At 65.5% G+C, this 18,971-nt stretch carries 17 protein-coding genes and 1 tRNA gene; 4 read left to right on the top strand and 14 right to left on the bottom strand.

What is annotated here, in order from left to right; translation table 11 throughout:
• The first annotated feature begins 19 nt into the window (after positions 1-19).
• Complete coding sequence (locus OC534_RS12295; RefSeq protein ID WP_153164474.1) at positions 20-2,041, top strand: acyltransferase family protein; 2,022 nt, start codon at positions 20-22, stop codon at positions 2,039-2,041.
• Positions 2,042-2,119: 78 nt separating this feature from the next.
• On the opposite strand, the gene OC534_RS12290 is transcribed toward OC534_RS12295, so the two are convergent.
• Genes OC534_RS12290 through OC534_RS12270 form a run of 5 tightly spaced genes read right to left on the bottom strand, consistent with a single transcriptional unit; the run spans position 2,120 to position 8,038 of the window.
• Entirely contained in the window at positions 2,120-3,130 is a 1,011-nt protein-coding gene (locus OC534_RS12290) for a 2-hydroxyacid dehydrogenase (protein ID WP_262071865.1), read from the bottom strand.
• Positions 3,131-3,188: 58 nt separating this feature from the next.
• The gene (locus tag OC534_RS12285) at positions 3,189-5,177 is read right to left on the bottom strand and encodes a TonB family protein (RefSeq protein WP_262071864.1); all 1,989 of its coding nucleotides are present in this window, start codon (positions 5,175-5,177) and stop codon (positions 3,189-3,191) included.
• A complete protein-coding gene (locus OC534_RS12280; protein WP_262071863.1) occupies positions 5,174-6,595 on the bottom strand; it encodes a hypothetical protein in 1,422 nt (473 codons plus the stop codon). The genes OC534_RS12285 and OC534_RS12280 overlap by 4 nt, the downstream gene beginning before the upstream one ends.
• Before the next feature lie 4 nt (positions 6,596-6,599).
• Positions 6,600-7,340 carry a PP2C family serine/threonine-protein phosphatase gene (locus OC534_RS12275; RefSeq protein WP_262071874.1) on the bottom strand — a complete coding sequence of 247 codons (741 nt, stop codon included), beginning with the start codon at positions 7,338-7,340 and terminating at the stop codon, positions 6,600-6,602.
• 17 nt (positions 7,341-7,357) lie between these two features.
• Entirely contained in the window at positions 7,358-8,038 is a 681-nt protein-coding gene (locus OC534_RS12270; RefSeq protein ID WP_136004396.1) for a VWA domain-containing protein, read from the bottom strand.
• A gap of 128 nt (positions 8,039-8,166) precedes the next feature.
• Between OC534_RS12270 and OC534_RS12265 the strand changes: the two genes are divergently transcribed.
• Together OC534_RS12265 and OC534_RS12260 are read left to right on the top strand one after the other, a co-directional pair.
• A complete protein-coding gene (locus OC534_RS12265) occupies positions 8,167-8,973 on the top strand; it encodes an alpha/beta hydrolase (protein ID WP_262071862.1) in 807 nt (268 codons plus the stop codon).
• Entirely contained in the window at positions 8,970-10,292 is a 1,323-nt protein-coding gene (locus tag OC534_RS12260) for a GGDEF domain-containing protein (protein ID WP_262071861.1), read from the top strand. The genes OC534_RS12265 and OC534_RS12260 overlap by 4 nt, the downstream gene beginning before the upstream one ends.
• 82 nt (positions 10,293-10,374) lie before the next feature.
• Here the strand turns inward: OC534_RS12260 and OC534_RS12255 are convergent, their stop codons facing one another.
• The 4 genes from OC534_RS12255 to OC534_RS12240 form a co-directional block, all read right to left on the bottom strand.
• A complete protein-coding gene (locus OC534_RS12255) occupies positions 10,375-10,770 on the bottom strand; it encodes an Arm DNA-binding domain-containing protein (RefSeq protein ID WP_262071860.1) in 396 nt (131 codons plus the stop codon).
• Between the two features lie 143 nt (positions 10,771-10,913).
• Positions 10,914-11,249 carry an immunity 53 family protein gene (locus OC534_RS12250; protein WP_262071859.1) on the bottom strand — a complete coding sequence of 112 codons (336 nt, stop codon included), beginning with the start codon at positions 11,247-11,249 and terminating at the stop codon, positions 10,914-10,916.
• Positions 11,250-11,481: 232 nt separating this feature from the next.
• On the bottom strand, positions 11,482-12,306 hold the full coding sequence (locus tag OC534_RS12245; RefSeq protein ID WP_262071858.1) for an IS3 family transposase: 825 nt from the start codon (positions 12,304-12,306) through the stop codon (positions 11,482-11,484).
• Positions 12,306-12,620 (bottom strand): DUF1153 domain-containing protein, encoded by a 315-nt coding sequence (locus tag OC534_RS12240; RefSeq protein ID WP_262071857.1) that lies wholly within the window; start codon positions 12,618-12,620, stop codon positions 12,306-12,308. Before OC534_RS12240 ends, OC534_RS12245 begins: the two co-directional genes overlap by 1 nt.
• 42 nt (positions 12,621-12,662) lie before the next feature.
• Between OC534_RS12240 and OC534_RS12235 the strand changes: the two genes are divergently transcribed.
• Positions 12,663-12,803, top strand: coding sequence for a hypothetical protein (locus tag OC534_RS12235; RefSeq protein ID WP_153164478.1), 141 nt, complete (start codon positions 12,663-12,665; stop codon positions 12,801-12,803).
• Between the two features lie 154 nt (positions 12,804-12,957).
• Here the strand turns inward: OC534_RS12235 and OC534_RS12230 are convergent, their stop codons facing one another.
• From OC534_RS12230 to OC534_RS12210, 5 genes are all read right to left on the bottom strand, one after another.
• Entirely contained in the window at positions 12,958-13,431 is a 474-nt protein-coding gene (locus OC534_RS12230) for a hypothetical protein (RefSeq protein ID WP_166472750.1), read from the bottom strand.
• Complete coding sequence (locus tag OC534_RS12225; RefSeq protein ID WP_262071856.1) at positions 13,421-14,950, bottom strand: RHS repeat-associated core domain-containing protein; 1,530 nt, start codon at positions 14,948-14,950, stop codon at positions 13,421-13,423. The genes OC534_RS12230 and OC534_RS12225 overlap by 11 nt, the downstream gene beginning before the upstream one ends.
• Entirely contained in the window at positions 14,889-15,632 is a 744-nt protein-coding gene (locus OC534_RS12220; protein WP_262071855.1) for a hypothetical protein, read from the bottom strand. Before OC534_RS12220 ends, OC534_RS12225 begins: the two co-directional genes overlap by 62 nt.
• Before the next feature lie 220 nt (positions 15,633-15,852).
• Positions 15,853-15,928 (bottom strand) — tRNA-Thr (locus tag OC534_RS12215).
• Positions 15,929-15,987: 59 nt separating this feature from the next.
• Positions 15,988-18,867, bottom strand: a complete 2,880-nt coding sequence (locus OC534_RS12210) for an autotransporter outer membrane beta-barrel domain-containing protein (RefSeq protein ID WP_262071854.1) — start codon at positions 18,865-18,867, stop codon at positions 15,988-15,990.
• Positions 18,868-18,971 lie beyond the last annotated feature (104 nt).

Genomic DNA, 18,971 nt, shown 5'->3' with positions numbered 1-18,971 from the left:
TTGTTAACAGGGGACCCCGATGCACCACCAGGATGCAGCAACCTCCGTTGCTGCCAACGCGCATGGACCATACCGCGCAGACATCGACGGCCTGCGCGCGATCGCAGTCGTGGGCGTGCTGCTGTATCACGCATTTCCGACACTCCTGCCCGGCGGTTTCGTCGGCGTCGATGTCTTCTTCGTCATTTCCGGCTTCCTGATCACCCGGGTGATCCTGGATGGGCTGGACCAGTCCCGCTTCAGCATCGGCGACTTCTACGCCCGTCGCGTGCGCCGCATCTTCCCGGCCCTGCTGCTGGTCCTGGCAGCCTGCTTCGCGTTCGGCTGGAAGACCATGCTGGCCGAGGACCTGGCCCATCTCGGCAAGCAGACCGCCGGGGGCGCCGGGTTCATCGCCAACCTCGTGCTCTGGAGCGAAGCGGGCTACTTCGACATCGCGTCGGCCAGCAAGCCGCTGCTGCATCTGTGGTCGCTGGGCATCGAAGAGCAGTTCTACCTGGCCTGGCCGCTGCTGCTGTGGGCGGCCTGGCGGATGCGCCTGCCGCTGATGCCGGTCATTATTGCCACCGCCGTCGCCTCCTTCCTGGTGAACCTGCACTATCAGAACGGCAATCCGACCGCCGCGTTCTACTCCCCTCTGTCGCGGGCCTGGGAACTGATGATCGGCGGCATGCTGGCGCACTGGAGTTCGGCGCAGGGTGCCCGTGAGCGGACGTGGTGGGCGGCCCGCCTGAGCCGTTCCGGCGTGGCGATGCCGGCCGAGACCGCGGCGCGGGTGCGTGCCTGCGCTGCATGGGTGGGCGTGGCCCTGCTCGTGATCGCGATGCTGAGCATCCGGTCGACCATGCCGTTCCCGGGCGTGCGCGCCCTGCTGCCGACCTTGGGCACCGCACTGCTGATCGGCGCGGGTCCGTCCACCCCGGTAGCGCGCTGGATACTCTCCAGCCGGCCCTTCGTGTGGATCGGCCTGATCAGCTACCCGCTGTATCTCTGGCACTGGCCGCTGCTCACGCTGGCCCGCAATGCCTACGGCGACCTGAGCACGCTGGACCGCGCCGGCCTGCTGCTGGCCAGCGTTGTCCTCGCCTGGCTCACCTGGCGCCTGGTCGAGCGGCCGCTGCGCTCCTCGCGGCGCGGCGGCCTCAAGGTCGCCGCCCTGCTGGTGGGCATGGCCATCATCGGCGTCCTCGGCTACAAGACCTGGAAGAACGCCGGGTATCCGTCGCGCTATCCGGAAATCATCCAGCGCGCCACCGAGTACGACCTGGAGGCGTATCGCGCCGGCCTGCGCAACCACATCTGCTTCATGGAGATGGGCGAGAACGCAGACAAGTACGCGCCCGAATGCGTGGATCAAGGCACCCAGCCGCTCTGGGTGCTGTGGGGTGACTCGTCTGCGGCATCGCTGTACACCGGCATTCGTGGTCTGCAGCAGCGCAGCGGGAAGATGCGCCTGGCGCAGTTCACCTCGTCGGCGTGTCCGCCGATGGCCGGTTTCGCAGGTCCCAATCCGGCCTGCACCTACAACAACGACTGGGCCTTGGCGTCGATCGCGCGGCTCAAGCCCGACACCGTGCTGATGGCGGCCATGTGGCATGAGTATGACAAGGCCAATCTGCCTGCCACGCTCGCCCGCCTGAAGGCGCTTGGTGTGCGCCGCGTGGTCATGCTGGGGCCGCCGCCGTCCTGGAAGGACACCCCGTCGCGGATCGTGTTCAATCTCTGGCGCGATGACCCGCTGCATGCCACCCCGCCGCCGCGACTGGATTACACCAAGTACGGCATGGGCCAGGATGCCGCTGCCGGTGGGGCCGATTACCGCACCGCCACGGCCGAAGTGCTCCTGCGCGATCTCGCCAAGCAGACCGGCGTGGAGTACATCTCGCTGACCGAGGTGCTGTGCAACGAGGATGGCTGCCTGACCCGCTCCGACTCCAAGAGTGGTGAGACGTTCTACCTGGATATCGTGCACCTCACGCCGGCCGGCTCGCGTTTCACCGCAGACCTGATCGCCAAGCAGTTGCTGCAGGACTCGCCCTGACGCCTGACGCACAGGCACCCGTTGTCCCGACGCACGCGGCCGCTCCGTCACTGGAGCGGCCGCGTGCGTTCTGCGGGGCTATCCGGCAGGCGGCGGAACCGCGTTCGGGCATGGCGTGCCTGCCGCGAAATGTCCCAGATTGCGCAGCGTAATCTGCGCGATCTCCTGCAGCGCCTCGGCGGTGAAGAAGCCCTGATGGCCGGTCACCAATACGTTCGGGAAGGTCATCAGGCGCTGGAACACCTCATCGTCAATGATCTCACCGGAGCGATCCTGGAAGAACAGCGCGCTTTCCTGCTCGTATACGTCAATGGCCAAGTGGCCGAGATGGCGCGACTTCAGCGCATTGATCACCGCGTGGGTATCGACCAGCCCGCCGCGCGAGGTGTTGATCAGCATCGCACCAGGCTTCATCGCCGCCAGCGCGGCCGTGTCGATCAGATGATGGGTCTGAGGCGTCACCGGGCAATGCAGTGACACGATGTCCGAGCGCGCCAGCAGCACCTCCAGCGCCACGGACGCACCGATCGCCTCGAAGGCGGTGGACGGACACGGGTCGTGGCCCAGCACCGTGCACCCCATGCCGTGGAAGATCCGCGCGGTGGCCAGGCCGATCTGCCCGGTGCCGACGATACCCACCGTTTTGCCATGCAACGTGCGGCCAAGCAGGCCATCGAGCATGAAATTGCCGTCGCGCACACGGTTGTACGCGCGATGCGTCTGGCGATTGAGCGTCATGACCAGCGCCAGCGTGTATTCGGCCACCGCCTCGGGGGAATACGCCGGCACGCGCGCCACGAACAGGCCCAGCCGCTGCGCCGCAGCCACATCGACGTTGTTGAATCCCGCGCAGCGCAGCAGCAGCGCGCGCACGCCCTGGGCATGCAGCGCCTCCAGTACCGCCGCATCCAGACGATCGTTGACGAACACACAGACTGCTTCGCAGCCCTGCGCCAGCGCCACCGAGCGTACATCCAACGCGGCGTCGAAATACAGAAACGCAAAGCCGGCGTTCCCGCCATCACGTGCGTTGGCGGCATCCAGGAACAGACGGTCGTAGGGGCGTGTGCTGAAAACGGCGATCTTCATCGGGAGCTCGGTGAGTGGGCCCCTGCCACGATAGCGCGGAAGCGCGTGCCCGGGCCGCTCAGATTCCCGTGTTGAAGGTCACCGGGATGCGCAGCGTGATCTCGTCCACGTCCGTCACCGCCCGCGTCGGGGTCACATGCCAGCCGCGCGCGGCCTGCAAGGCTGCGCGATCGAGCTCGGGGTGGCCGCTGCTCTCGGCCACGCGCGCGTCCAGCACCCGCCCGCCGGCGGACATCCTGAGCATCACCACGACCCGTCCATCGGGCCTTTCGCCGCCCTGCATCGTGGGATAACGCGGCGGATGGCGGCGCGCCTGCGCCGACAACTGCGCCCCGAGCGACTGCGCCGGATTCAACTTCGGCGGCGGCGGCGTGGTACCGACCGGGAACGGCGCGACATCCTCCGCAGGAGGCGGCGCCTGCACGGTGACAGGCGCCCTGAACACCACCTCGACGCGCCTGCGCTCGCCGCCCTTGGGCACCTTGGTGGCGCTTCGCCAGCCGCGCGCGCCATATCGGGCCGCCTGGTCCAGGTCCGGGTTGCCGCTGCCGGTCTCTATCAGTACCGACGTCACCTGCCCGTTCTCCCAGACATCGAGCACCAGCACCGCACGCGTGTCCGTGACGATACCCGGCGGGCGCAACGGGATGCCCGGTGGCGTCACCTTGAATCCGGCGGCGGCCAGATCAACCTGCACCTCGCCACGATCGCGGCGCGGCATCGGCGCAGGCGGTTCGGGCGGCGGCCGCAGTGCCAGTCCCGTACGCTCGATCAATAATCCAGCCGGCGGCATCGCCCGCTCGGCATGCACGTCGTGACGCGGCGTGCGCCCGGTCGGCACCTCGATCACCCGCTCGGCGCGCGGCACCGCATCCGGCCCCTGTGCAGGCGCGGGATCGGCGGCGGGCGTCCCGATCAACAAGGCCGCACGCGACGCCAGAATGTCCCGTCGGGTCGACGACCCGCTCCCGGCCAGCGTGGACATGGTCAAGACATCGCTGCCCAGCATCAGCGTGTTCACGTCGAATGCGCCGGCATCGGCGCCGACCATGCGCTCGCGCCCTTCGAGCATGCCGGCGATCACCAGCGCACCCAGCGACAGCTCTTCGTCCTTGTCCAGCACCGTTGCCGCGTAGGCTTCCCACAGCCGCCGGTCCATCGGCGCATAGGCGAACAGCACCTCCTGCAGCGCATGGACCCGCCACAACCGTCGCTCCATCGCGGCATCGGACTCGGCATCGACGGCCGCGTCACGGCCCAACCACCGCGATACCGCCAGCGTCCTGAGATCGATCGCCATCAACCGCAGCGGCACGTTGATGTTCGACGCAGACTGGTCCCACATCTGTTCCAGCAGTTCCACCTGCCGCGCTTCCAGCGTCTGGATCTGCTCGGCGGAGGCCGGATCCGGGGCCGGGGCCGGCACGCGTCGTCCGCGCGCATCCCGACCGCCGACGTTCAGCTTGCCCAGCGCCTCCACGGTGTCGTTGTAGGCCAGCCGCAGGCGCTCATAGGCGGCCGCATCCTCCGCCACCCGGGGCGGGTTGCGCGCCCAACGGTGCAGCTCCTCAAGCAGCGCATCGGCGCCCTGACGATCACCGCGCGCCGCGGCCCGTGCGGTCTCCTGCACCTTGGCCACCATCTCGCGTTCGAAGTGGGCGCGCGAGTACCAGTGCGGCACGCGGCCATGCTGTTCCGGCGCGTCCTCGGCCCGTTCCACCGGCGCGGCGTTGCGGGCGGCCCGTTCCGGCGACAGGCCGGTGGCAAAGAAGATCAGGAAGAACACGAAGCCCAGACCACCGCCGGCGAGCAGATAGCTCAACGCGCGGTCCTGCCACGCCACGCGCAGGAACGACAGCACCGACACCGTGCCGCCCAGCAGCACCGCCGTGCGGAACGCCGCGCGGCCGTCGCCCAGCGGGCCGGTGGCCAGCAGGTGCCCAAGCCATGCGATAGCCCCGTACACCAGCGCGCCAGACCAGCCCCAGAAGGGCGACAGCCCGATGAACACCACCATCGCGATGATCAGGATCGCGATGACCTTCATGGCCGTCTGCTCAGGATCAGCACCGGCACGAACAGGACGAAGACCAGAATCGCGACACCCAGCATCACCAGATGCATCCCCAGCGGCAGGCCGTCGGACATCGACGGCACCGCCAGGTCCGCGTAGCGCCGGAACGCCGGCATGCCCCACCCCATCACCCAGCCCAGCAGCAGGGTGCCGATCACCGCCATCGTCGCCCGCGTGCCGATGCCGGGCAGCGTGCTGGCAGTGGCAGCCTGGCCCGCCTGTCCTGCCGGAACCCGGGCGGCGGCCGTGGCCCCCTGGGCCGCAGGGGCGTTGCCCGCCGGGCGCCGGGCCGGCTGCCGCCGCTTGCCGCCGCTGCCGGCCTTGCGCCGCGACTGCGCCTTGGCCGCGCGCGCAGTGCCGGCCAGCAGCCCCGCGCGCGCGCAGGCCGCACAGGGCATGCCGGCGAAGTGCTGATGCGCGGCATCCTGGCTGCATTCCACCAGGTGCCCTGCACTGCGCCGCGCGTAGTCCAGCAGCAGCGTGGCCCATTCCTGCGCCGACGGCCGGCGGCGCGCCTGGGTCGAGAACGCGCGGTCGAACATCTCGCGCAACGCCGCCGGAAACGCCTCATGGCCGCTTACCGGCGACGGCAGCATCTGCGCATGCGCCTTGCGCCCGTACGGGTACAGGTTCGCGGCGATCCGCCCTGGCAGGTCGCTGGGCAGCGCCGCCCCCTTCGGCCGCCCCGCATAGGGGTGCAGGCCCGAGTTGAGCAGCTGGAACACCATCACCGCCAGCGCAAAGCGGTCCTGCGCCTCTTCGGCACCGGCGCTCACGCCGCGCTGCTGGAACTCGGCGGCCAGGTAGTCCGGCGTGACCTGCCCCGCCGGAAAGCGCTCACCCTTGCCCTGGATGCTGAAGCCATCGCAATCGAGCATCGCGATGTACAGCGCATCTCGGTAGAACCGCACGTTGAGTGGCTTGAGGTCCACGACATAGTGCTGGCGACGGTGCAGCGTGGCCAGCATCGCCGCCAGATTGGCGGCCAGGGTCATCTTCGCACCGAGCCCGGTCGGCAGGCCTTCCGCACGCGCCTGGCGTTCCTGCAGCACATGCTCCAGGTCGCTGGTGGCCGACACATCCAGAATCGGCATGGTGAACCCTATGAACTGCCGCGCGCGGTCGCGCAGCAGGCTCACCGGCCAGGCGATCTGCACCAGCCGCTGACCGTTCTCTTCCACCGCCGGCAATTCCGGCTGCAACTCCAGCATCGCGCGCAGCTTGCGCTCGTACACCGGCGCATCCTTGCTGGAGTGGTACAGCTTGGCCACTTCCTGCGGCCGCTCCTTCAGCAGGAACACGCTGCCGGCGCCACCGCTTTTGAGCAGCCGCCCCAGCGTCAGCGGTGTGCCGCGCTGGTCGTAAATCGTGTCGCCGCTGCGCGTCGGCATCGGCTCAGGCCGGCAGCGCCACGAGCAACGTCTTGTCGTCGCCGGTGATCTGGTCGGTCCGCGGGTCCGCCAGCGTCGCGTGCAACGCGTCGCTGCCGTGTTCGCTGTCCACGCCGGCGAGATAGCGGAGTACTGGTGCAATGAAGGGCGGGAACAGGCTGTCCCCTGCGCGCGTCATCGCAAACGGCTGCACGCCGTCGGACATCAGCACCAGCGCCTGCACATCGCCCTCGAAGCGGGTCAGCCGCAACTGCTCGCGCCAGTTCGCACCGGTCACGAACCAGGTCTCATTGGCGTATTCGCCATTGGCCGGCAGCGAGACCGCATCGGCCATGCCGCCATTGAAGGCGCAGGCCGCCACGCCATCGCCGACGTGGAAGAACCAGCCGCCGCGCGCAGTGGCGATGGCCCCCACCAGCGTGCAGGCGTGGTCGGAGAGCGTCAGCCGCTGCGCCGCCGCCACTGCCGCCAGCTGTTCGCGCGCGTCGTCCACAGCGGCTTCCAGCATCGCCCGCAGTACATCCACCGTCATCGCCAGCGGTTCATCGCCCAGCGTCGGCGCCCGGCACACCGCCTCGACCACGCGGGCGGAAAAATGCCGCGCGCCGACGTCGCTGTGCGCCGCCGAGCCCGCGCCATCGCAGACCACCGCCACCACCATCCCACGCACGCATGCCGATGCGAAGGCATCCTGGCAGGGTTGCCCGCGATCGAGATGGGAACGCCCCGTGGCCGATGCGGCCATCACGCGCCAGGACATGGTCAGACCGGTACTTGCGACCAGCTGTCCGTCGCCGGCAGCTGCACCTGGCCGCCGGGCGTCGAGTTGGACACCACGCGCATGCTCGCGCTGAGCCACAGGAACAGTTCCTTGAACTGCAGCCCCTGCAGGCGCTTCACGCCGCGCTCGCCATTGCGGCTGAACTGGCCGAGCACCCCCATATCGGCGTCACCCACGGCAATGGGGAACACCGCCACCTTGTTCTGCTGCTCGGCATCGCGGCACTGCGCGGCCACCTCTTCCCACGCGTCGGTGGGCTGGCCATCGGACATCAGGAACAGCCACGGCCGCGTGTATGCCACGCCCGCCTGGCGGAAGCGGGACTTCTCGTCCTCGATCTCCTGCAGCGCCAGCTCCACGGCAGCGCCGGTCGGCGTGGTGCCATTGGCCACAAGCTGCGGCGCAACGAAATCCATCGCGTCGCACCAGTCGCCACTGACTGCGGCGTTGTCCATGCCGCCGTACTCGACCAGCAGCACGCGCACGCGCTTGGCCGCGATCACATCGGCCTTCAGCTCCTGCTCGAGCAGCTTCAACCCTGCGTTCAGCTGCTCGATCGGACCACCGCCCATGCTGCCGGAGCAGTCCAGTACCAGGATCAGCGGGGTGCGCTGCTCACTGTTGTCGACCAGCGAAACGTCGGGAATTGCGGCAATGGACATGGCGTCGAGCCTCCGTGCTCTTGGATCTGCGGAATATGTGAGGGGATTATAGGCCGGTCAGCGCCATGCGATAGACCCCGCCCCCACCTCTCCCCTACCATCGGGCACTTGTGCGACGCGATGGGCAGATGTGCTTGAACAGCTTCAGCAGCTTCAACGGCCGCCGCAGCGGCAACGGTAAAGACGTCGTCATCCTCTCGCATGGATTCGGCACCGACCAGACCGCCTGGACCGCCCTGCGGCCCTGGCTGGAGGAGCGGTACGACGTGGTGTCCTTCGACCTGGCCGGGTGCGGTCCACGCGGCGCCGACGTCTACGATCCCGAGCGACATGGCTCGCTGTTCGGCTACGCCGACGACCTGCTCGACATCATGGACGAGCTCGACCTGCGCAACTGCACCTACATCGGGCACTCGATGAGCGGCATGATCGGCGCAGCCGCCTCGGTGGCGCGACCGGATCTGTTCGAACGCATGGTCATCATCGGCGCCTCGCCCCGCTATCTCGACGACGACGGCTACACCGGCGGCTTCCAGCCGGATGACCTGGAACATCTGTTCGAGAGCATGCGCGCCAACTACCAGGCCTGGGTGGCAGGTTTCGCGCCGATGGTGGTCGGTGTGGACGACAGCGCGGTCATCGCCGACTTCTCCAACACCCTGTTCCAGATGCGCCCGGATATCGCACTCAGCACCTCGCGGACAATCTTCACCTCCGACCTGCGGTCGCTGGCACCGCAGGTCTCCACGCCGGTCCACCTGGTCCAGACCGCCCACGACATGGCCGTACCCGTGGCCGTCGGACAGTGGCTGGAGAAGGCCATCGACGGCGCGACCCTGGACGTCATCGACGCGTCGGGCCACCTGCCGCACATGACGGCACCGGAGGAAGTCGTCCGCATCCTGACGCATCGTCTGGGTGGGGCACCACGTTGACCACGACCGACAGCCAGGCACTGGCCGCACTGTGCGACTTCGTCCGCCTCACGACCCAGGCGGACCTGGTCATGGCGATCGAGATCCAGGCAGACGGGCGCGCCAGCTGGGCCACCGCGTCCCCCACCGTGCCGGCGGCCGGCTTCAACATGGCCCGTAGCGGCGTGTTCGACCACGCATGGGACGGCCAGGCGATGGAGGCAAGCGGCTTCCGGCTGCCCAGCGCCTTCATGCATGCCCTCGGCGGCCCCGCCGCACACCTCCTGTTCGTCCCTGCGCCTTCCCACGGGGCGACACTCAGCGGCCTGCTCCTGCTATGGCGGCACCATGCGCCGCCCCTCACAGCGCAGATCCCGCTGCTGGCAGGCAGCGTCGCCCGGCTTCTGTCGGCACGGCGCGAGGCGGTGCGTGAGTCCATCGTGCGCAACCAGTTCATCGACCTCGTGGAGAGCGTGCCCGCAGGCATCGTCCTGATCGACGGCGACGGCCAGAGTGCCGTGGTCAACGAGCGCGCGGCGGACCTGCTGGGCAGCACTCCCGGCAACCACCGCGCCGCCGACCTCGCCGGCCCGATGCGGGCACTGCGGCAGCGCTGCGACAACCATGCCGAACTGGAGCAGGCCTACGCTACCCAGATCGGGGACATGAACTTCGCGGCGAAACTCAACTGGACGCTCGGCGAGCGCACCTACGAAGTGGATACCCACCCGGTGCGCGGCAATGGCGAGCACGGGCGCATCTGGTTGTTCGAGGACGTCACCGCCGACCTGCTGATGGCGGCCGAGCTGCGCCGCCTCGCGGCATCCGACCCGCTCACCGGCATCCCCAACCGCCGCCACTTCGAGGAGCGCTCCGCACAGATCATCGCGGCCCGCGAGGCCCAGGGGCGTGCCGTCGCCGTGCTCATGCTCGACGTGGACCATTTCAAGAAGATCAACGACACCTACGGCCATCCGATCGGCGACGAAGTGCTCAAGGTTGTCGCAAAGCGCTGCCGGGAAGCGCTGCGCGACCGCGACCTGCTCGCCCGCTTCGGCGGTGAGGAGTTCATCGCCCTGCTCGCCGCGCCCACCAACGACGAGGTCCACATCACCGCGGAGCGCCTGCGCCGTGCGATTGCCGCCGAACCGATCAGCGTCGGTGGCGAACGGATTGCGGTATCCATCAGTGTCGGCGGTGCCATCGGTGACGCGCTGCCCGGGTGCGATCAGACACTGCTTGAGGAACTGATCGGGCGCGCCGACGAGGCGCTGTATGAGGCGAAAGCGGGCGGACGGAACCGGGTCAGAATGGCGGAGCCGGTGACGGACTCTGCGTGAAATGAGTGCTGACCTTCGATAACCAAATCCTGCGCGTGATTAGTAACCTTCCAGATCGCGCGCCCTGCTCTGGCCCGTCAGTCTAGACAGCCCACTTCACAGCTCGCACGAGCTGCAGAATGCGATCCGGATACTGACGACCACCCTTGAGCTCGGCAACAGCCCAAGGTTCGAAGTGATCGTTGAGCAGAGTTTCGAGTGTGCAACTGGTGGGCTTGGTCTTCGCGAGCGTCGGCAAGCCCGAATGAACGTATTCGGCTACCGCCTGCCGGGCTTGGTCGCGGGCGTGATCAAGTGACAGGTGATCGACCGAGCCCAAGGTACGACGCTTACCATGCGCCCAGGTGACGATCCATGCTTTATGACCCGAGGGCTGCACTCGCAAGATCAGGCCGCGAACCTGAGCGTCCCTGAGCTCATAGGGGCGATCTCGGGGCTCAGCTGAGACAACGATGCGCTTGGTGAGGGCAGCTGACATCGGGCGGGTTGTCCGCAAGTGGCGATAGAGCCAACTTAGGACAGGATACGAGCCGGTGTTTGGATGCGGATCGTCCGTGATGAACATATCTAGTACTCACGGCAGAGGGGTGAAAGTCGATCCTAACTATCGAGCAGGACTATCTACGACTCAGCGTCATAGGCAGACGCGCCGAGATTCTCGACTCCGCGCTCACCAGCGAATATGAGAAATTCAACAACCATCTCTTCTAAGTTGAAGACGCCCCCACAAGCAATGTAGCGCTGCTGCGAGATCTCAGACTGGATCCAATCTACTTCTGAACGATCAATGCGATTCCGGGGCAGTGAAACTTCACTGAACTCCGTATCAGCCAAGTCGATGGTAAGTATCCACCCCGGATTATCCAGCGTATCTATTTTGATACCGTAGGAATGCTCCCAATCTTCGCCACAGTGCCGCGCATACCATTTTTGCAACAACGAGATAGCGGTGTTCATAGATGATCTCATTTAAGCTTAGGCAGTTCTTCTGGCAGTGCCGGGCGTACACCCTGTCCTGCCTCTTTTACGCGAGGCGTTGCAATTGTAGCTCCATCTGGATTGGTGTGGGCCTTACCGGCTACATCAACACGTTTCACCTCTTGGTAACCGGATGCATTATTCGAATTCGGTTCGCAAGTTGCAGTGTTGCTAATATTGCCATTTAATGACCCACTGTTTTCTGCTCAGGTCATGCGGTTAATGTAGCGGCATGAGCCGCGTCTGGGGTCATCATCTTCAGCGCCTGATGTGGGCGCTGTTGGTTGTAGAAGCCAATCCAGTCGCCAATGATCCGCAGGGCATGGACTTGGCTCTCAAACCGGTGTCGATGCGCGCACTGCTCCTTAAGCGTCCGGATCACGCGCTCCACCATCCCGTTCTGCTGCGGGCAGTGCGGTGTGATGAATTCCTGTTTCAGGCCGTAACTGCGCACCAGGCGCGTGTAGTCACGGCTGGTGAAGACCAGACCGTTATCCGAGCGCAGCAGGAAAGGCTCCGGCACACGTCCCAGCGTGCCAAAGCGGGCGATCAAGGCCTGCTCCAGAGCGGCTGAGGCAGTGCTCGCCTTGCCGGTGCGTGACAGGTGCCAGCCCAGCAGCTGCCGCGTGCTGCAGTCGATCACCAGCGCCAGGCTCAGCCAGCCGTCCTTGCCTCCCCATACACGGCACAGGTCTGTGGCCCATCGCTGGTCGGGCCGTTCGGCACGAGAGACCTTTGCCTCGATCCTGGGCCGTTGCCCAAGTGCGCGCTTGCGCACCTGCCAGACCTTGAGCTGGAAGATCCGCTGGACGGTGTTCTTGTTCATGCCCAGCAATGCAGCCACCGTGCGGTAGCCGAACGACGGCTCCGCCTCGATCATCTCCTTGATCGGCTCGGCAAGCTCCGCTTTGACCTTTGCAGGCGAACGGGTCGGCTTGTAGTACGTCGTCCGCCGCGCCACACCGAACCACTGGCACAGCTTGGTCATCGGTACCGCTACACCTTCGTCCTTCAGGCCCTGCTGCACCGAGAGCATCAGCTCTCGTCCTTTCCCAGCAGGGAGGCCAGCTTTTTTCGGGCGCGGATCTCCAGCATGGCCTCGCCGTAGGCTTCCTGCAGGTCTTTGAGCTGGCGCTCGTACTGCTCGCGCACGTCCTCCGGCTTGGCCCGCAGCGCGTTCTCCATGCCGCGCTTGCCATCTTCGACCCAGCTCTCGATCTCGGCCGGCGTCAGGTCAAACTGGCGGCTGGCCGCAGCCACGGTGGTCTTGCCCTGGATGATCTCAAGGACCAGTGCCGACTTGCGACGGACCGTCCAACGCTTGATCTCTTCTTCCATCACTTCGCTCATCGGTGTCTCCTTCGGGGAAAGTAACGCCTGAGCAGGAAATCAGTGGGTCATTACAGCCAAGCCGAGGGCGATGCCTCGCGAGGGATTGAACGGCTACAGCTGGAGCGCATCGCGGCGCTGCCCAAAGCACAGCAGCGGTTTGTCATGCAGATGTTGGATACGGTGCTGCAGCAGAGCGGTTGATTGGTTTGGCCAAAGCAAACAAAAAGCCCGCCATTGGCGGGCTTTCTATTGCACCGACGGTTAGGAAGCAAACCGGATCCCGCCATTCAGCGACCTGTTTGGTTCGATGCTTCGGCTGCGAACGCTGCGAGCCAACATCAAGAGTCCAAACGAATCAATCGATCGGCAATTGTGGCCGCTCTCCTGCCATCTCTTGCAGCCAATAATGCTGCCCAATAATCTCGATTCGTCCCAACGCACTATTTTTCTCGCCGTATCCGGGGAGGTACAATCCGGCTACAGTCGCTGCAGAATCATTTGCCATTAGTCGTTTAAAGCGATCGACCTCTGACAAGGCAACACCAAGAGCAACCCCGCCTTTTCCTCCAGAATAAACATAAAGATCTTTTGATGCGAACATGTATGGCGAGCCGTCGACATAAGCGATATAGCCCGTAACCTCAATGTAGCCAACATCGTGGCGCGTCCACAATTCTGGAAATAACGACACACAGACGCGAACGGGGCCATCGCCGCGTACACCTTTTGAAACGGCATAACAGCCTCCTTCTTTTTCGGCATTGCCCGCTGTTACGCCACATGAAAAGAGAGAGAGTGCAAGGAAACAAAGCCAAGGCCTAATGATCATTATAGTAACTCTCGTTCAAGTATGACACTCCACCAGAGCCCATATAGCTACTCACTTTCCACTCAACAACTCGCCCGCCCGGCAATGTCACAATAGCACTTTGATCAAATTGTCCGTTGCGGGTCCAGCCGTTAGCCCTCCTGTACTGCCCAATCGCATAATTCAAATCATTGCCACTAAACAAGCTCATTGTCGGATGTGTATGTACGAAACCGGCGGTTATCGAGTAGGGCGTCGGCCCGGATGAAAAGTCGGGATTGACTGAAAACCTAAGTCCATCGCTTGTAGCAGATCCAAGAACAACGCCATCTTTGCTATAGAAAATTCTGGACGCAATCTCGGCGTCAAATTTATCTGCGATCCTACGGACTCGATCATCCCAAGCTCTTGCCGCGCTCCCTGGCGTTTCAAATTCTCTTTCTTGGATTGAACTCAATGCGTTGTTAGCTGCAGTGGTCGCAGCCTTGCCTACTGTCTCAGCTTGCTGCTGGGACCGCTCACTCCTCCCGCCATTCACCATTAGCACGCCGCCGCGAGCGCCCTGTTTCAGGGCGCTCCTTGTATCTTTGCCACAAGCTCGGCGCCCATCTGGATCCGTGAACTTGTAGGGATTGTTGTTGGCATACCAATACCGGTTAAACGCGCCCACCGGGTTGCTATACGCCGTCACCGGATCCACGGACAGGAACCTTCCGATTTGCGGATCGTAGTAGCGCTGCTGCATCTGCACCAGCCCGGTCTCGCCGTCCATCACATGCCCGGTGTAGCCAGGGCCATCCACCACCTTGCCGATGGGCGCGCCATACGGCTCGTAATGAGTACGCTCGATCACGTTACCGGAAGCATCAGTACTGGCAACCGGGCTACCCAGCGAATCGGTGTGCAGGTAGGTGATCTTGGCGTCCACACCTGCGTAGTCCCGGCGAGCGATCAGGCTACCGGCCAGATGGACGTACTCGCGCCCCAGGCCCTTGCGGCCATCACTCTGGAATACCAGCCGGCCGTCCTGCGCGTACTGCGAAAGCACCACTCCGAGTCCTGGGGCTGAGGCAAAGATGCGGCGCCCCAGCGCGTCATAGCGATAGCTCTCCTTTCCGCTGACCTCGCGCAGACGATTGCCATAGTCAAAAACGTGATTGAGGCCATTCTTCAACTTCAGGTTGCCCTGCACGTCATAGCTCAGGCCGATAAGCGTATTGCCCGCACCATCCCGCACATTGGTGAGGCGGTTGTGCGCGTCGTACCAGAAGCGATGGTCTTTGACACCCGGCAACATCCAGCTGGTCAGGTTGTCCAGCGCGTCGTAGCTGAACCGGTGCCAGGAATCGCCGCCAAAGTTGTTGGATCCTGCCGCGATCAGACGATCCAGACCGTCGTAGAGCATGTGCCGGTTGTAGAACGCCCCCAGTGCCAGGTCATAGATGTCGCTGACATTGCCATTCCGATCGAATCGCGTATCAAAGTCGAGAACACCTGAATCCGTGCTTCGCACCGGCAGTTGACGCTCGTTCTGCTGCATCGTGTGCACGATGCCGTTGCCATACCTGCTGCGCCAAGCGCCCGAAGACGTAGGCACGTACAGGTTGCGCGGTGGCTGTATCGAACTCGGTGCGCGATTGCTCGATGCCGTTCACCAGGCTTCTGGCCACCTGGCCCCGCACCCATAGCTGCGGGTTGTCGTAGTACTGGGTCGAGATGCTCCGGCCCTGGCCGTTCGAGTTGGACTCAGCAACCTCGATCTCGCGCACGGAGGGATCGAACGCCTGGACCGTTCGGGTGAACTGCACGCCATCCTGGGTAGTCAGCGTGGACTGGACCGGCCTGTTCAGGTGCTCGCCCAGCTCGGTGGCACCGTACTTCAGGTTGCGTCCTGCCGCGCGTGGGAATGGCGCAGTGGCAAGCTCCGCATCGGGGTAGTAGACGCTGCGATCGGTGCGGACAACGGCGCCGCCGGAACTGGTGGAGGTCGCCAGCAGCAGGCCATCGTTGTAGGCGACCTCCTTGCCGAACTCATAGGTCTTGACCACACCGTCCGGCTGGGTCTCGATCGTGATCTTCGGTTCGGACTGGCCCACCGGCACCATCGGCCATCCCTGCTGACGCACCTCGCGGTTGTACTTCCCACCCAGGTTGGCGTACTGATAGGTCCAACTCGCCCTCGGCACGCCGGGGCCTTCGATGGTCCTGGCGACCAGCGACATCGCGTCTCGATAGATGGGGGTGAGATTCCAACCATCTGCAAGCAACTGGTCATCGCCAGAGGTATTTGAAGTGGCTTTATGAACCAATGCAATCCGAACGGTCGATAGGGCAATCCGTTATCCGCATCGTTCCTGGGGGGGCTGCCCACGCAATCCCCCGGCAGGGGAAGGAATGCACAAACAAAAAGCCCCGACCAAGGCCGGGGCTTTTTGCTGTATCTGGTGCCGGAAATAGGAATCGAACCTACGACCTACGCATTACGAATGCGCCGCTCTACCAACTGAGCTATTCCGGCTGAGCTGGCAATTCTAAGGCCGGGCGTCCGGGCGGTCAATTGCCCGGACGCCCCTGGGCTCAGAAGCGGTAGCCCAGGCCCAGCATCACGCCGTTCTGGTCCTGACCGTCCCGGCGCTCGCCGACGTAGTCGATCATGATCGACAGGCGCTCGCTGGCGCGGCTGGTGACGCCGACGTTCCAGCTCAGGACCTGCTCGCCCACCGACTGGCTGGTCGAACCGAAGACCAGGTCCGGCGCGGCCGCGAAGCCGGTGCTGAACTGGGCCTGGGTGTCGCCCAGCTCCTTCTGCCACAGGACGCGGGCGTGCGGGGTGATGCGCTCGCCCTTGCGGCCTTCGAAGGTCTTGAACAGCTGCAGGCCGGCACCCACGCGGATGCTCTCCAGGCTGTCGCTGCGGCCGGCCAGGGCGCCGGCGCCCTGCCCTTCGTTGAAGCGGACGTTGGACAGGCGGGCGTAATCGACCACCGGCAGCAGCGGCTGGATCACCAGACCGCGGGCGGTGGTGAAGGAGAAGCCGTGCTCCAGGCGGGCCGACAGCGCGTCGCTGTCGTACTTGGCGCGCAGCGGCGCTTCCAGGCCTTCGATACCCACGATGCTGCGGTGGGTGTCATGGCGCAGGTCGGTGTAGCGCAGCGAGGCCGACAGGTAGCCGCGCGAGTACGCGGCATCCAGGTAGCCGCCCACGTCCAGCGCGCGTACGTCACCGCTGAAGCCGGCGCCGTCGCGGCCCTTGGTGGACATCTCCGCTGCGGCCACGCTGACACCCAGGGTGACCTTGTCGTCGGCCAGGCGCGTATCGGCGCCGAGCACGATGCCGCCGGTGGTGTGGGTCATGCCGGCCACGCCGCCGTCGGCGTCGATGCGCCCCTGGCTGCCGAACCCGCGGCCCCACATGCCAACGCCGCGACGCTCGCCAGCGGTGCCGGCGCTGCCGGTGTCGCCGGCCGGCTGCACCAGGTGCATGGCCAGCTGGTTGAACAGGCTGCCATTGCCCATGCCCGGCTGCGCCGAGGCGGCCTGTGCGGCCTGCGCTGCCAGGCCGTCGGCGTCGCCGCCGCTGCTGCGCATGTCGAACTGGTGCTGCTGCACGACGTTGCCGATGCTGCCCACCAGGGCGGTGTCGGCCAGGCGCAGGGTGGCGTGGCTGTCGCCGCGCAGGCCGCCGGCCTGCTGTGCGATCACGTCGCGGTCGGAGAACTGCAGCGAGGCCAGCAGCGGCTTGAGGCCGGCGGCGTTGCCGGTGGCGGCACTGGCGAGCGCGCGGCCCAGGCCGTCGCCGGAGGTGGCGTTGGCGAACAGGCCGAGCTGGTCGAAGCCCGGGTTGGCGGTCAGCGACAGGCCGTTGGCGCTCTGCACGACGTTGAAGCTCAGCAGCGAGTTGTGGCGCGGGCGGAACACCTCGCCCTCGGCGATGCTGGCGGTGTAGCCGGTGTCGCCCAGGCGCACCACATCCTGGAAGCCGTCCTGGTAGATGGGGCCGGTGACCAGGTCGCGACGGTAGCTGCGGTCGTAGTAGCCGCGCGCGACGTTCAGTTCCAGGTGCGCACCGGGCGAGATCACCAGGGCGCCGTCGATCTGCTCGTCGTCGAAGAAGGTGCCGACGCGCAGGCGGCCGTTGGCGGCGCCGCCGTTCTCGGTGACGTCGAACAGGACCTTGCCGCCCGGCATGATGTTGACGTAGCCGTGGGTGACCAGATCGCCGCCGCGCGGCATCAGGGTGCCGTACACGCGCAGACGGTTGAAGCCGTCTTCGCGCCACGACGGGCCGCTGCCCTCGGCCAGTGCGTTGAGGTCCATTGCCGGCGAGGCGATGTCGCCATGACCGACCAGCATGCTGGTCTGCATGACGCGCACTTCAGCCGCGCGCAGAGCGCCGCCTTCCAGGGCGATGGTGCCGTTGTCGACCAGCATGAAGTCCGCGCCGGTGGTGGCGGCGGTGCGCCACACGGCACCGTTGGTGACGCGGATGACGCCCATCGAATCGTCGAGGGTGGATGCGGCGAGATCATTAAGGCGCAGCTTGGACAGCAGCAGGGCCTGGATGCCGGGGTCGCTGAGATAGTCCTGCACCGAGTCCGGACCGATGCCGTTGGGCCCGCGGCTGGACGCGTTGTAGATGGACTGCGCCAGATTGATGTAGGTGGACTGCCAGTCGGTGTTCCAGCGCGCGAAATCGTCATCGACGAACGTCTGCAGCTGGCGGCCGGTGCGCAGGTAGCCGGCGTTGATGTCGCCGGTGACGTTGGCGGTCACGTTGAGCGTGTCGCCCGGGGCGCGGTATTCGGCCGAAGTCATGATGTTGTTGTTGAACATGTCCTCGCCGGCGAAGGTCACGCGCTTGGCGCCGGACCCGTCCGGATCGAAGCTCACCGAGTTGCCGCGGGTGCGCGCCGGATCGGAGAACACCAGCAGGCCGTTGGGCTGCACCACTTCGTACATCGCCTTGCGCAGCAGGCCGGCATCCATGCCACCACCGTAGTTGCCGGTGTAGATCTCGGTCATGCGCGCCGACGGCGTGTAGATCACCTTGCCGCCACTGCTGGCGGCGTGGATCTGCACCGAATCAACGGTCGGCAGGTCGCCGGCCATGTAACGTTCGACGCCACCGGACTGCATGATGGAGCACGAGGAAATGCAGTGGCCGGACACGATGGTGTTCAGGCCGGCCGTGCGGATCACGCCCTGCAGCCACTCACCGGCAATCAGCGCGCCGCCGTTGGAGGTGCGCAGCACCACTTCACGGATCGGACGCCCTTCGGCCTGCGCCTTGGCCAGCAGCGCCGGCAGCGAGACCACGTCGGCGTAGGTCACGCCGCCGCTGAGGAAGATCCGATCGCCCTGTACGTGGTAGCTCATCGCGGCGGCTTCACCCGCCGCGCCCATCGCCGCCACGCCCAGCAGGCCTGCCAACGCCACACTCAACACCGATTGCTTCATGCTTTCTCTCCAGAAAAGGTCCTACCCCGCATCGCGCGGGACCTGTGCAGAACGTGGCGGAACGACGATCTCCCCCAGTCGGGCATCGACATAAAAATGAACGC

The sequence above is a fragment of the Stenotrophomonas sp. Marseille-Q5258 genome (assembly GCF_946900935.1).
GTDB classification, from domain to species: domain Bacteria; phylum Pseudomonadota; class Gammaproteobacteria; order Xanthomonadales; family Xanthomonadaceae; genus Stenotrophomonas; species Stenotrophomonas nematodicola.
The sequence above is the reverse complement of the archived record's forward strand: the minus strand, read 5'-3'. Positions and strand labels throughout refer to the sequence as shown.